The sequence below is a fragment of the Streptomyces sp. NBC_00539 genome, from assembly GCF_036346105.1.
GTDB lineage: Bacteria > Actinomycetota > Actinomycetes > Streptomycetales > Streptomycetaceae > Streptomyces.
In genome coordinates this window covers 348,636-362,796 of the sequence record NZ_CP107812.1, presented here as the reverse complement: position 1 = coordinate 362,796, position 14,161 = coordinate 348,636, and the positions used below count along the sequence as shown (strand labels likewise).

Below are 14,161 nucleotides of genomic sequence, written 5' to 3'. Positions count from 1 at the left end.
ACGAGGACCTGGAAGTCGCCCAGGACATCCTTGTGCTGGGCAGCGGTCGCAGTCAGCGCCAAACGGATCACCGCCTGCCGGTGCGGGTCTCGTACGTCCGCCTAAACGGGAACGTCCAGGTCACGGCGTCGATGCATGACACCGAAAGTGAGAACCTACAGCAGCCTCTTGGAGACTCCCGGGCGCCTTCGACTACCAGCCGGCCCACGACCCGTACCTCACCCTCTATGCTCGGTACGTACGGGGTAGCCCCAGTGGCCGCCTCTGGCAGCCGGGGCGGGGTTGTGACGGATCGTCTACTGGTCGAGTGCGAGGCCGATGGGCTGGTGACGGTCCGGGAGTGGCCGTCGGGTGAGCTTTATCCGATGGTGGCCGCTCAGGCGGCTTCCCTGCGGTGGCCCCTGGACAAGCACGACCTGGCGGAGCTCCGCTGGTACTTGGAGCAGTACCTGCGCGCTCCGTTCGGGGTCTACGGCGACCGCGGCAGTGCGGTCGAGACCCAGCTGCCGGTTTGGGGGGCCCGCATCTTCCAAGCGGTGTTTGGCGCCGGTCTCGCCCGTGACGCCTACGTCCGGGCTCGGGCACGGGGTGGCCCGATTGAGGTCGTGATCCTCTCCGCCACCGCTGGCCCCCTCGGCCTGCCGTGGGAGCTGATGGCCGACCCGGCGCGGCCCACGCCGCTCGCCTTGGACGGGGTGGCGGTCTCCCGAGGGCTCCTCAGGGCCCAGTCGACTGCGGTATCGCAGGCTACCGGGTCCCGCTTGCGGGTCCTGATGGTGATATCCCGACCGGATGGACCGCAGGACGTGGGCTACCGGATGATCGCCCGGCCGCTGCTCCGCCGTCTGGCGCCCATCCGCGACGAGGTCGACTTGGTCGTGCTGCGTCCGCCCACCCTCGACCGTCTCGGGGAGGTGCTGGCCGAGGCCAGGGCGGCCGGCGAGCCGTTCCAGATCGTGCATTTCGACGGCCACGGCGTTTTCGGCCACGCCCCGCGCCCGGTCGACCGTTTCACCCCGCAGAGCGATGACGGCCCGGGCCGTCAGGGGATGCTCGCGTTCGAACATCTCACGGGTGGCCTGGACCTGGTACCGGCCGAGCAGGTGGCCAGGGTGCTCGCCCAGGCGCAGGTGCCGATCGTCGTGCTCAACGCGTGCCAGTCCGCAGTGGTCGGCGCCCGGGTGGAGGCCACGGTCGCCACGCGGCTCCTCCAGGAAGGGGCTGCAGCCGTCGTCGCGATGGCCTACAGCGTCTACGCGGTGGCGGCCGCCGAGTTCATGGCGGCCTTCTACGAGCGCCTGCTGTCGGGTGACCGCGTCACGGAGGCCGTCGCTGCGGGCCGCAGGAGGCTGGCAACGGCCGATGAACGGCCTTCCCCGAAGGGGCTGTTACCGCTGGCCGACTGGATGGTCCCTGTTCTGTACGCCCGAAGCGACGCGGGCTTCCCCTGGCTCAGGGCCCGGCCCGGGTCCGCCACATCGGCAGGACGGGACACGGTGCCGCCCGGACTGGGGGAACGGGAGGGTACGGACGGCGCCGCTAAGGTGAACGCGGGCTTGGATCTGGACCTCGCCGCCGAGGCCGAGTTCGTTGGGCGTGACGCCCTGTTCCACACGCTGGAGTCCGCCGCGAGGCTGCAGCGGGTTGTCGTGCTGCACGGGCAGGCCGGCACCGGGAAGACCGAACTTGCCAAGGCATTCGGGCGCTGGTTCCGCGACACCGGTGCAGTCGACGCCCCGGAGCTGGTGATCTGGCACTCCTTCGAACCCGGCGTCGCCTCGTTCGGCCTGGACGGGGTGATCAACGCCGTCGGGCGGCGTCTGCCCGAGGAGGACTTCCCGCGGCTCGACCGCGCCGCACGCCGGGCACGGGTGGAGAACGCCCTGCGTACGCGGCGGATGCTGCTGATTTGGGACAACTTCGAGACTGTGCACTCGATGGCCGGCCACGACCGGTCGACCCCGCCGTTGTCCGAGGCCGAGCGGGTGGAGCTCCGTGCGTTCCTCTCCGGCGTGGCTGCGGGCGGCCGCAGCGCTGTCCTGGTCACCAGCCGCACGGAGGAACAGTGGCTGGGGAACATTCGAAGGGTCGCCGTTCCCGGCCTGGAGCCCGAAGAGGCGCATGAGTACGCCGATCAGTTGCTCGCGCCCTATCCGCAAGCCCGCCGGCGCCGGGAGATGCGCTCCTTCGGGGAGCTCATGCGCTGGCTGGACGGTCACCCGCTGAGTCTGCGGCTGATCCTCCCCCACCTGGAGACCACGGACGCACGGGACCTGCTGGGCGCGCTGCGGGGCGCCACTCCTCTGCCGGAATCGGCCGAGGGGGGCCGGACCGGCTCCCTGACCGCGAGCATCGCCTACTCTCTCGGCCACCTGTCCGACGCCGACCGGCAGGCGCTCACCGTGCTGACACTCTTTCGGGGAGTCGCAGACAGCAATCTGCTGGCCGCCTACTCACGCGTCCCCGGATGCCCGGCCCCCTACCAGGGGCACAGCGCGCAGGAGTGGGAGGACCTGCTGGCGCGCGCCGCCCGGGTGGGTCTGCTCAGCTCCCTCGGCACCGGCCAGTACCGCATCCATCCCGCTCTGCCCGCGCACCTCTCGGGCCCGTCGTCCCTGCGGGCGGCGACCGGCAGCCCCGTCGAGCCCGATGCCGGCGACCCCGCCTTCTTGGAGGCGTGCGGGAGGTTCGGCGACTGGGTGACGCAGCAACTGGAGAGCGGAGAGGCCGTCCTCGCCCTCGACCTGCTCCCATCACAATAGGCTCACGCTCAGCGCCGCCCTCGCCCGCGCCGTCGACCAGGGCCTCTGGGAGGACGCCCAGTTCGTGGCCCAGGCACTGCACCAGTACTGGGCGCTCCAAGGGCTGGTCGCGGAACGGCAGGCGTGGGCGGACCGCGTCCGGTTGGCTGTCGAGACCGTCGACGGCGAGCCACCCGCCACCGGCACGCCCGCGCGGGCGCTGTGGCTGTTCATGACCGGTTCCCAGGCCCAGGACCACACCGACGCCCGCAAGCTCGACGAGGCCGAACACGCCGTCCGTGACCTCCTGGGCGTCCTGGAGGACGACGCCGAAAACCGTCAGGACTCCCAGTACGCGGACGGGCAGGAGCAGTTGGGCACCGTCCTTCTGCTGAAAGGACAGCTGGAGGAGGCCAAAGGGCGCTACGAAGAGGCCCTCACTATCCGGCTGCGCCTCGGCGACCACCACGGGGTGGCCGAGTCCCACCACCACCTCGGCGTGGCCGCCGAGAAGCAGGACCGGCTGGAGGAGGCCGAACGGCACTACACGGCTGCGCTCACTTTCAATACGGGTCTCGGCAACCTGCAGCGCACGGCGGCCAACCACGGGCAGCTCGGTTCGGTCGCGCTGCGTCGAGGCCGGCTGGACGAGGCCGAACGGCACTACCAGCAGACATTCACCATCAGTCAGCAGCTCGACGATCTCACCACGGTCGCCGGCGCCCTCCACCAACTCGGCAGGGTCGCCTACGAACGCAGGCAGCTGAAGAAGGCGGAGGACTGCTACCGACAGGCCCTGACCATCGCGGAACAGGTCGGGGACGACAGCGGCACGGCCACCGCCCGCCACCAGCTCGGGCTGGTCGCGGAGGAGCGCGGCCGGCTGAAGGACGCGGAGAAGTGGTACCTGGGAGCAGTCAGGGCCAATGAGAGGCTCGGCGACCGGGTGCGTCTCGCCACCACGTACCACCAGCTCGGCAAGATCACGGGTCTGCTGAAGCGCTTCGACGACGCCCAAGCGTGGTGCCGGAAGTCCCTCGACATCACCGAGAAGGTCAGCGACCTGCCCGCGATGGCGTCGACCTACCACCTGATGGGCCTTCTCGCCTGGGAACGGGGAGACCACGTCGAGTCCCTGACCTGGACGGTCCGGTGCCTGGCGCTGTCCGACAGGTGCACCCACCCGGCCCTCGGGCGGGCCCTGGAGCACCTGCCTCGGTTCACCGAGGTCATGGACCGTACGGTCTTCGAACAGACCTGGCGAGCCACCACCGATGCCCTGCCAATGACCGTGATCCACCACATCCTGTCCGCCCAGCCACGACCCACAGATACGGAGTGACGACCGTGCACGACACCATCACCGGCGGAGCGCGCGCCGCCGCGCTATGCCTGGCCGACCGTCACCCCGGTCTGCCGGACCACGTGGAGGCGGCACTCCACCGGTCTTCCTCCGACCGTGCCGGCCAGTACGGGGGCCTGGATCCGGTCGGCCTCGCCTCCCTCGTCGTGAGCGTCGCCACCTTCGCCTGGACCGTCTACAACGACCTGCGCACCCGCACGCCCACGCCCCGAGCTGACGTGGTCCAGCGGCACGTTCGCGTGCGCCTGAGCGAGACCGATCATGCGGCCGGGAGTATCGACGCCGCCGACCTGGAGCAGATCATCACCGTCACGGTCACTGAGGTCCTGAACGCCGCCGCCCTCCCCCCGGCGGAGGAGGACGACCCCGAGAACTAAGAGCGACGGCACGAGCCCTTGGCGCCCCGCCTATCCGACCGGCACACGCCAGACCCACCCGGGCCACGGTAGGGCGGACACGGTGTGCCGCCCGCCACCGCCCCCGCCGCACCAGCCCGGCGACACACCCACACCACCCCAGCCCCGGTCGCGCCCCGGACAGAGCCCTACGAGCTGCTCGCGGGCTACCCGAGGCCATTGCCCAGCACCGCGCCCACCGCTCCACCCACTCAGCGGACACCCGGATCGCCCCAGTCGCACGGGAACAGATCCGCACCCGGATCCTTGACCCTGAGACCAACTTCGCCCAGGGCCGGGCCGAAGCCGAACGTCTTCGCGAGCAGAGCATCCGGACCCAGGAGGCGATGGCCGCGGCGACCAGCGGGCACGGCCGCGGCCAGGCGGCCGGCGCCGATATCGTCGGGGCCGCCGAGCGCGCCCCGCTCACCGAACGTTGGGCCGAGCGGCACGGCATCGACGCCGTCCGGTGCCTGGCATGGGCCGAGACGTGACGTTTCTGGATCAAGGGTGAGTGGCCGTTCGCTTGGCGTCTGGCACTGAGTACGGTCTGCTCATGCACAACTTCGGGCTGGGGCAACGGGGTCACGTACTACTCATAGCCGGGGATGCGGCGACGAGGCGCCGCAGCGTGCAGGTGGCGCCGAGCGCAAACCTGGCGGCGCTGGGGATGGTCGAGGCGCCGGTGTTGTTGAACAGCGATGTCCCGTGTGACACGACGTACTTGGACGGGGCGCGGGATCCGAACACGGTGCTGACGCGGCTTCGTACGGCCGCCGCTACGCCTGGCCCGTTGATGGTGTATCTCTCGGGCAGGCTGACGGTCGACCGGCGGGGTGGCCGTCTGCATCTGGCACTGGCTGGGACGACGGCTGGCTCGGTTCGCTACACCGCGTTGCCGTGGGGGTGGCTGGGCACGGAGCTTCGGGGGCGGCCCGCCGGACTGACGACGGTGCTGCTCGATCTCGCGGCGGACAAGGCCGCGTGGCCGCTGCTGCAGGAGTACGGCAGTCTGCCCGCGACTCCGGCCGTGGAGGTGTACGGAGTGGTTGCCCCGCCTGGCTGGAGCGGCAGTGGCAACGTGGTGAGCTGTTACACCCGCGCCTGGATCGATCAGCTTCGCGCCAGCCCCACGCGGCCCTCGAACCTCCAGCTGCATGCTCTCGCGGCAGGCGCGGCCGCCCTGCCGCCTGGTTGCATCGTGCTACCGAGCGCCCTGGAACTTGGCACTATTGGGCCGGCGCCGTTCCCAGGGGCTCCCTTTGGCAGGTCGGGGCCGGACGGGGGCAGACCGCTTCATACGGTCGTGACGCCTGCATCGACGCCTGGCCAGGGCGGGGCTGGCGCCTGGCAGGCGATGGCCCTTGGCCAGCATGCGTTGGTTCGTGGCCCTCATCCTTCCTAGCTGCTGCCGGTCGAGGCGGCCGTACGCCTTCCCGCCGACGGCCTGCCTGTCGACGCGCAGCCTCAGCTGTCAGACCGGGAACCTCAGCACAAGGCCCTTCCCGCACAGGATCCGCGCCCGCATATCCACGGCCTCGCCACCAGCGGGCGGCACCTTGAGGCAGCCGCACTCGCACAGGCCTGGGAGCAGCACGTCCTGCAGACCTGCGCGACCACCTCGCTGGAAGCAATCGCGTGGGGGGAAATTCGGGCTGACCTGCATGGCAGGCGACTTCGAGCTCGCGACCCAGCTGTGGACCCGTGCCGCCACGACCCGCATGACCCGCCAGGCCGCAGACGCGCCAGCCGTACACGCAGCGGCCGCCGGCGCCCTGTACTGCTGGACACAGCTCAAGGACCGCAACGCAGCACTCGGCACCGGTCCGGACCTGGTCCGCCTGCTGCGCTCCTTGCCGTCCCTTGACGCCCGGCATCTGCAGCTGACCCAACAGCGCCTTCAGTTCCTGCACCGTGAACCGAGTCACCACTGACCTCGTGGCGGAGGCACCACTGCCGGGGCCTTTGCCTATCAGTCGGAACGTCCGCGGATGAGTGGGAAGGCGGGTGGGCTTCGGCGAGGCGGCGGGCTTCGGCCGTGACCTCAGCATCAACCTGAGCCACTGCTTCGTCGCCGTCTTCGAGGATGGCGTACGGCGTCATGAGTTCCGCGAGCCGCCTTGCCAGCGCAGTGGCCCGCGCCCGGACTGAGAAGGACGGGATCACCTCGTTGCCCCTGGCTACAGGGCCCCGGCGCCTGGACCTCTCAGCGTGAATGGGCACCTCCGCATGCGTGTGCGGACAGAGTCGGCTTGTTCTGTGGGAAGTTGCGCTGATTCCCGGGTTGGAGGAGTGGTTGGATGGGGCCGTGTTCCGCTCCTCGTGAGGTGTCGTTGACCGTGTGAGCCGCGCCTGCAGGGATGCCTTCGGCGGGCCGAGGCCGCTGACGACCTCGGCCCCGGCTTGCACACCGAGCACGTCCCCCACCACGGGCGAACACCTGGGCCCAGTGCCTCCTCGTGCTGATCACCACCGACATCTACTGGAATAGCGCCTGGCAGAGCCTGCGCTCACCCCAGTTCCGAACCGGGCTCTACCTCGCCCGGTGGATCCACGTCTACACCCAGGTCAAGGACCAGTTGCCCTAAACGCCAGCACGCCGTCCCCGGATTCGTTCGCCGTCACACGGGCAACCTCACCGACCGGGACATCCACCACTGGCGCCTGGTCGCGGCCTGCGCCATCACGGCGGAGACAGCTGGAGTTGGCACCCCGAACGGGACCGCCGCAAGAGGGCGGAAGCTGGCCGAGGCGAGAGTGGAGGGCTTTCGCCCGTTACAGAGCAGTCACAGCCTCCCCACGGTGGCATCAGCCCGGTAAGTATGGCCTGATGCGCATTCATCACGCCCTGACGCTGCTCACCGTGGCCGGAATCCTCGCCCTGACCGCCTGCAATAGCGACAGCACCGCAAGCCCCGACCCGTCACACTCTTGGGTGCGTGATACCGACGTCAACGAGCCCACTACCCCAGTGGCTCCCGGCGACTTGGACGCCGCCACACGTGCAGACCTGGAGCGTCTGGTCCGCGCCTACTCCGGGCACTACTTCGCAGGGAATGGGGCAGCCGCTTACGAGTTCCTCTCCCAGCGATGCACCACCAAGGTGGGAGGTGCGGACGTCTTCATCGCGATCGTCCAGAGCAGTGCGAAGGCCTATGGGCCACAGGAAATCCAGACCTTGACCATCGATCAGCTGGTCGGCGACATGGCCCGCGTCAGCTACACCTACTCGGTGCCCAAGCTAAACCAGCAGGCGCAACCTTGGGTCCGAGAGGCCGGTGCATGGCGCTACGACGGCTGCTAACCCGTCGGATCACGGCACCCGGCCGTCTCGGCGAACGAGGGCTGCGACGGTGACCCTTTGCGGAGCGATACGGGGGTGGTGGGGAGGCGGCATATATCGTGCGGAGGAGACTCCAGGCGGAGCCGAAGGCATCAGGTGATGCTCGTGAGTAGCGCGCATATGCGAAATGCGGTACGACTAGCGCAGGACCAGCCCGCCCACAGCGAGGGACCAGCCCAGCAGGGCCCGGGTGCCGTCGTCCACGATCGTGGTCATCCACGGGGAGAGCGGCTTGCCCTTCGGCGGGTGCACGAGTATCGGCAGCTGCTTGTGGTCCATCTCCCACACCCGGCCCCGCACCTCGTCCGGGCGCCGCAGGTACACCGACTTCGCCCGGCGCCCGGACTCGCCGACCTTCCACGCGGCGCGCTCGGCGGGGGTGAGCTCGCGGGCGAAGGCGACCTGCATCGTGCGCAGGGCGACAGGGGCGGCTCCAGCCCAGCCCTCGCGCAGAAAGTCGGGGACCGGGGCGCCGGCGGTGGTCCCGTCACCGTCGACCACAGCCTGGCGGGCCCGGTGCACCGCGGCGACGTTCCCCCGGTACAGGGCGTACGCCTCCCGGTCCGTCTCACTCAGCACGAACGGTTCGGGCCCCCGGTGTTCGGGGATGCGGCTGTCGGCGGTCAGCCATCGCCACACCGTGCGCTCGCTGACGCCCAAGCCCTCGGCGGCCAACCGCACATGCGTGGCCGACAGTTGCTCATCGTCCCGCAACTGAAGCAGCCGGGCCACCGCCGCGGCACGCTTCGAATCGTCCGCCTCCTCCATGATCGGAAGTCTCCGACAGTGTCCCGAAGCGTGTTCGGGACACTGGGCCCCTTCATCCGCACGAGTGAACGAGGGGTGATCGGCGGGAGTCTCCCCGGCCGCGTCCACGCTGATCACGGCGGCGCGAGGTCCGGCCGGAGCTGGGAGCGCAAGAGGCCCTCGTTTCATACGCTGCCGAGACCGAAGCGCTTTGGAAGACGCTCCGGGTCAGGCAAACAGTGGATTCTCTGCGGCCGCTGAGCGAGGCGCGTGGCATGCCGGTCCGGAGTCTGCGCAAGTCGTCTTCATGGGCATTCCACTCGCGGCACCCATCAGATGGCTGGGCAAGGTCATTGCGTGGGGCTGGCGGTGGTGGGTGCCGGCCTTGGCTGCCGCCGCCCTGCTGGTGATGGGCGAGATCTCCCAGCTGCTGGAGACCCTCTCGACGGTTGATCATTTCTCGTACAACGCCGGCGCGCTGACTGGGTGGCCGGGTCTTTGGCCTTCGGAGAATACCGACAGGGCCAGCGCGGTCACCGCCTGGAACGCCTGGGCCGATGATGCACCTGTCGGCAGCCCAGGCCGCGAGGGGTCCCTCAAGTGCTGGCTGAGGGCGTACATCGCGCTCGACTTCTTTGTCTTCGCTCCCGCTTACACGTTCGGGCTTTACGTGCTACTCCGCCGAATCCTGAAGTTCCGCACCGACCAAGGGCAGTCCGCGTCGATCCCTACCGACCAAGGGCAGTCGGCGTCGATCCCTTTCAGTGTGACGGGCATCACGGCGATGGTGTCGGCCTTGCTGCTGGCAGACCTGGCCGAGACCGGGGCCACCGGCTTCCTGGTCCATGCTGCTCGGTCGAAGAGCGGCGTGGAGGCATGGGCCAGCGCTGTCACCTGGCTGTCATGGCTCAAGTGGCTGCTGCTCGGAGCCACCGTGCTCTTGGGCGTGGCGGTCCTCGTCGTCGACATCCTTCCGCTCAGCCTGACCCAATGGTTCACTCGCTGGCAATGCGGCGAGTTGAGGCCGTCCCGTACCTGGACCCGGCACCGTAGCCAACTCGCCGCAGTGGTGGTCTTGGCCGCGTTGATCGCCCTGCCGGGCGGTGGGCCCCTGGAGCAAGTCCCGGACATCCAGCGCTCCTGGGTTCATGACGACATCAGGCGGTGGCACTGGTTGCACCTCGGGGACATCATGGGTCCGGTGATCACACTCGCAGGCTTGTCCCTCGGGCTGTGGGTGGCGGGACGCTGGGCGCTCCTAGATAGGTGGAACTGGCAGCAGTCCCAGGGCGGAGCTAGTGAGGATCAAGACCAGACCGGTGACGAACGGGACTCGAGCCTGCGGCGGTGGGTGGCGGAATGCTGGGCGCTCCTGGACAGGTCGAACTGGCAGCGGGGACAGGCGCGCGGCAAGTGGGCCTTCCTGTGGCTGCCACTGTTTGCTGCCGTCGCCCTGCTATTCCTGTGGCCGTTCTGGTCGGATGACGTGCTCCATCAACCGTGGAAGCACAACGTCGGGGGGCTGGCCATCCCCATCGTCGCGCTGGCGATCTCCGTACTCGGCATCCTCGTCCGCGGAGATGATCCGGCGCGCCGCCCCGTGGAGGCACCCAGCCGGCGCAGAAGGGTTGCGACGATCGGGCGCGCGCTCACCGTCGTCCCGATCATGATCGCAGGGCTTGGTCTGGTCAGGGCATTCGCCAGACCCGTCCTGCTCAACTCGCTGATCGAAAGCGTTCCCCATGGGGCGGCTCTGAGCTGGTTCTGGTTCGTGGCCGGTCTGGTTCTCGCCGTGATTCTTCCGCCCCTCGTCTACAGCAGTATCGGGTGGGCCGAGGGCAGGCTGTTCGGAGAGTGGGAGCCCGCGACCCTCGTCCAGACGCGGCGTCGTGCTCGCATTCCGTTCGTCACCGGTCTGGTCTTGATCCTCATCAGCTCCGCCCTGGGACTGCTGACCGCAGTAGACCCGCTGACCTGGGGTGCCTGGTTGAGAACGCTTGGCGTCCTCGCCCTCCTCCTCACCTCGGTCGTCCTGCTGTGCGCGTGGTTCAACCGCTGCGCGGAAACGCGTGAGCCGTACAGGGCGTTCCGCGCCCTGCGCTTCCGGTACACCCCAATCTGGCTGCCTGTGCTGGCGGTGCTGGCGGCTCAGTCGATGCTCGACAACTCGGGGTTCTACCATGCGGTCCGCCTGAAGCAGGACAGTGCCAACACACCCAGAAATATCCAACCTTTCTCCTTCCAAACGGAATTTGACAACTGGTATGAACAGGTCAAAACCTGTCGCAGTAGGCAGCCTGCCGCCACGAACGCGTCGGCAGGTGTAGAGGGCAACGCCATCCCCATGGTCTTCGTGGCCGCCGCCGGTGGCGGCATCCGGGCCGCCTACTGGACGAGTTCCGCAATGGATCAGCTGACGACGGCCTCGCCCTGCGCCTCGTCCTATACCTTTGGGATGAGCGGCGTCTCCGGAGGCAGCCTGGGTCTCGCGGCGCACACGCTCAGCCTGCAGGCGTCGGCACGCGCCGAAGCTGGCCGTATGGTCGTCCGCAGGATGGCCGACGAGGACGCCCTCGCCGCTGACATCGCCGCGCTGCTCTACCGGGACGGAACCCACGCCTTCCACGGGATGAACCGCGTGCTCGACGGCACGATCGGCGACCGTGCCTCGGTGTTCGAACGCGCCTGGGAGAAGTCCATGCCGGGCCCGGACGGCTGGGAGCGCAACTTCTTCACCGCCACCCGGCCGGCACCCGCCAGCACTGTCGCGGGAGCCGGTTGGCACCCCTTGCTGATGCTGAACGGCACGGATGTCACATCCGGCTGTCGGATTGCGGTATCGGCGCGCTGGACGACTGGCAGGACACCCGACGAGACGCTGCGGTGCCAGAGGGCAGTGGTCTCCCACGCTGGCGGGGGCACCCAGTTCGCCACAGCCACTGTCGATGCCGGGGCCTTCACCGACAGTGCGAACTGCGGGATCCGCGACCTCGGACTGCGGATGTCCACCGCCGCCCACCTATCGGCCCGCTTCGCCTACGTTTCCCCCAGCGGCACGATGTACCGCTGCCTCTCAAATGACGAGAAGAAGCTGTCGGCAAGCAAGAAAAAGAACCCCGACCTCATCTCGTCCATCGACGGCGGCTATCTGGAGAACAGCGGAATCGCGGCCCTGCTGGAGCTCTGGTCCGCTGTCGAACCGGCCGTGGCTGCACACAACCAAGAAGCGCGGAAGACCGAGGGGAAAGACCAACCGTACGTCGCACCCGTCCTTGTGTTCCTTGACAACCACTACTCCCTCAACGCGCCCGAACCGGCGCTGACTCCCCTGAACGAACTCGTCGTCCCGCTCACCGGGAAACGCGCGGCCGCCACTGCCGCCCGCACGACAACTCTGCAACAGGCCGCGCTGACGAGGTTCACCGGCCCGCTGCCGGGCGCCGCTCCCGGGGCCGAGCTGCGGGTCGGCACGGGACCTCAGCTGAAGGTGCGGAGCTTCCTGGTGGCACCCCGTACACAGCCACAGATCACGGCGCCCCTGGGGTGGGTCCTTTCGGAGATGAGCATGTCCTCGATGGACCGTCAGATGCAGGGCCTCACCAAACCGTCACGGTCCAGCCCGTCCGATGGCACCACCGTGACCGCCGGACCTCTGTCCGACGCCCTGCGCATGCTCTCAGTCCCCCTGTCTGTCACGGCGCCCCCGTCGCAATAGTGCTGATCCGTTGGAGTTCATGGAGGTTGAGATGCCGTCCACTGCCACGATGGTAACGAGACCGCCGCGACACCACGGCTGCCGGACGGATGCACTACCGCAGCCTCATCCTCATCGCCCTCAGCGACGATGTACGCAGCTGCAGAAACCGGCCGCCTCGTACGGCAGTGGGCCACAGACACTGACATCTACTCTGCGCGGCACTGACATCCACCCTGCGCCCGACAGCCGTCCTGACGGAGGAGACCGCGTCGGAGTGGCAACCGCAGGTCAGAGCACAAGCACGGGAGCGTGCGGCCACCTCTGGGGGCATGTGGGTGGAGTGCACCGCCTACTTCGGGTTCGCCGCGCGCGGCAGCTCGGATGACGGCCGTCAGCGGTTCGTGAGCACGGCGATCTCACCCACCTACGCTGCCCAGATCCTCCAGCTCCGGGAGGAGGGTGCGACGGAGGAAGAGCTGCATCCGATCGTCGCGGCCGCCATAACCGAGTCCTATTTCACGGACTGGGGCACTCGATGTGCTGGCCTGGAGGCAAATTTCACGGACGTCCTGACCCTGGATATCCAGTTTTAGAACCACAGAATTTCAGGTCTGCTATAGACCGTGTTGATGAGTCGAAGCACGGTAGGGGTCACATAGGCAGTCTTGTTGTCACCTGTGAGGTACGGCGCCGGAAGGTCGTCTCAACTCTTGACGGCCTCTGCGATCTGCTGGGCGGCCTGGGCGGGTGTGAGGTGAGTGGTGTCGACGATCTCGGCCTTGGCCTGCGGCCACGTGCGGGCCGCCTCGGCGTAGGGCTCAAGGTATTGGAGACGGAACGGGGAGTCGGGGCCGCTGCTCCTCGACGGCCCGACGGCGGCCAACCCGGAGGACCACTTCAACGCCCCGGCCGGCTGACCCGTACCCAGTGGGCGGACCCCGCCGTTCCGTCCGTACCGAACACCCTGGCAGGGCGGTGCGCCCCGGTCAGCCCGCAGGTCGGCCGGGGTGCCAGTGGCGGCCGGAAGACAGCGGACCGCGCGGCACCGGCCTTGCCGGGAGCCCGTGCCCCTGACAGTCTTCCGGCGCTCGCGCCCTGCGGCGGCCGGGGCACAGGCCCGACCCCCTGCCGGCCCCGACCCGTTGACTCTGCCCGATGGACGAACCGAACAGGAGTGCCCGCCATGCCGCGTACGACCTTCCGTGTGCCCCGCACGCTGCTCGCCGCCACGGCGACGGCCGCCCTCGCCCTCGCCACGGTCCTCACCACGGCGACCGGCCCGGCCGTCGCCGCCCCGGCCGCCGAAGCCGGGACCACGGGGGCCACCGGGGCCACCGTGGCCACCTCGGGCTTCTGGGCCTGCTCCGTCCCGGCCGGCTACACGTACACCTCGTCCCGCAGCTCCTACACGTGCTCGGGAGGCGGCAGCTACCCGACCACCGAGTTCTACGTCCAGCCGCCCGCCGACGGCCTCTGGGCTTGCACCACCATGCCCGGCTACACCCACACCGGGGTCATGAGCAACCACACGTGCTCCGGCGGCGGGAGCTACACGACCAGCCAGTACCTGCTCTACAAGCCCGTGACCGGCATGTGGGCCTGTTCCGTGCCGTCCGGGTTCACGTACACGGCCACCCAGCAGAGCTACACCTGCTCCGGCGGCGCCAGCTACACCACCACCCAGTTCCTGCTGCGCGCCCTGTAGAGGCCGAGGGCCCCGGGCCCGGACGCGCGCTGGCTCACGAGCCCGGTCTCCAGCCGGAGGACCACGGAGTGCTGATCCGGCTGCTGCTGCGGGATCCGGGGCTGCCCTCGGGGATCTTGCCGCTGGCGGAGGAGTTCAAGGCGTCCGGCTGGAAGATGGACGCTGAAGAG

The 14,161-nt window shown here is 69.0% G+C and carries 12 protein-coding genes and 1 pseudogene; 11 read left to right on the top strand and 2 right to left on the bottom strand.

What is annotated here, in order from left to right:
• Positions 1-284: 284 nt before the first annotated feature.
• From OG861_RS33765 to OG861_RS33730, 8 genes are all read left to right on the top strand, one after another.
• On the top strand, positions 285-2,762 hold the full coding sequence (locus OG861_RS33765; protein ID WP_330262019.1) for a CHAT domain-containing protein: 2,478 nt from the start codon (positions 285-287) through the stop codon (positions 2,760-2,762).
• 64 nt (positions 2,763-2,826) lie between these two features.
• Complete coding sequence (locus OG861_RS33760; protein ID WP_330262018.1) at positions 2,827-4,083, top strand: tetratricopeptide repeat protein; 1,257 nt, start codon at positions 2,827-2,829, stop codon at positions 4,081-4,083.
• Between the two features lie 5 nt (positions 4,084-4,088).
• Positions 4,089-4,481: a hypothetical protein gene (locus tag OG861_RS33755; protein WP_330262017.1), complete on the top strand. Its 393-nt coding sequence runs from the start codon at positions 4,089-4,091 to the stop codon at positions 4,479-4,481.
• Positions 4,482-4,846: 365 nt separating this feature from the next.
• A complete protein-coding gene (locus tag OG861_RS33750; RefSeq protein WP_330262016.1) occupies positions 4,847-4,993 on the top strand; it encodes a hypothetical protein in 147 nt (48 codons plus the stop codon).
• Between the two features lie 62 nt (positions 4,994-5,055).
• The gene (locus tag OG861_RS33745) at positions 5,056-5,904 is read left to right on the top strand and encodes a hypothetical protein (protein WP_330262015.1); all 849 of its coding nucleotides are present in this window, start codon (positions 5,056-5,058) and stop codon (positions 5,902-5,904) included.
• Positions 5,905-6,163: 259 nt separating this feature from the next.
• Positions 6,164-6,433, top strand: coding sequence for a hypothetical protein (locus OG861_RS33740; RefSeq protein WP_330262014.1), 270 nt, complete (start codon positions 6,164-6,166; stop codon positions 6,431-6,433).
• A gap of 525 nt (positions 6,434-6,958) precedes the next feature.
• Positions 6,959-7,087, top strand: a complete 129-nt coding sequence (locus OG861_RS33735; protein ID WP_330262013.1) for a hypothetical protein — start codon at positions 6,959-6,961, stop codon at positions 7,085-7,087.
• 242 nt (positions 7,088-7,329) lie between these two features.
• Positions 7,330-7,803: a hypothetical protein gene (locus OG861_RS33730; RefSeq protein ID WP_330262012.1), complete on the top strand. Its 474-nt coding sequence runs from the start codon at positions 7,330-7,332 to the stop codon at positions 7,801-7,803.
• A gap of 177 nt (positions 7,804-7,980) precedes the next feature.
• On the opposite strand, the gene OG861_RS33725 is transcribed toward OG861_RS33730, so the two are convergent.
• The gene (locus OG861_RS33725; protein ID WP_330262011.1) at positions 7,981-8,610 is read right to left on the bottom strand and encodes a hypothetical protein; all 630 of its coding nucleotides are present in this window, start codon (positions 8,608-8,610) and stop codon (positions 7,981-7,983) included.
• A 286-nt stretch (positions 8,611-8,896) separates the two neighbouring features.
• Here OG861_RS33725 and OG861_RS33720 point away from each other — a divergent pair, with 286 nt between their 5' ends.
• Both OG861_RS33720 and tpg read left to right on the top strand, forming a co-directional pair.
• Positions 8,897-12,304: a hypothetical protein gene (locus OG861_RS33720; protein ID WP_330262010.1), complete on the top strand. Its 3,408-nt coding sequence runs from the start codon at positions 8,897-8,899 to the stop codon at positions 12,302-12,304.
• 203 nt (positions 12,305-12,507) lie between these two features.
• On the top strand, positions 12,508-12,879 hold the full coding sequence (gene tpg, locus OG861_RS33715; protein ID WP_443064491.1) for a telomere-protecting terminal protein Tpg: 372 nt from the start codon (positions 12,508-12,510) through the stop codon (positions 12,877-12,879).
• A 110-nt stretch (positions 12,880-12,989) separates the two neighbouring features.
• On the opposite strand, the pseudogene OG861_RS33710 reads toward tpg, so the two are convergent.
• Positions 12,990-13,139, bottom strand: a pseudogene (locus OG861_RS33710) (ATP-binding protein); the annotation flags it as partial.
• Positions 13,140-13,469: 330 nt separating this feature from the next.
• On the opposite strand from OG861_RS33710, the gene OG861_RS33705 reads away from it, so the two are divergent.
• A complete protein-coding gene (locus OG861_RS33705) occupies positions 13,470-13,991 on the top strand; it encodes a hypothetical protein (RefSeq protein WP_330262008.1) in 522 nt (173 codons plus the stop codon).
• Positions 13,992-14,161: the final 170 nt, after the last annotated feature.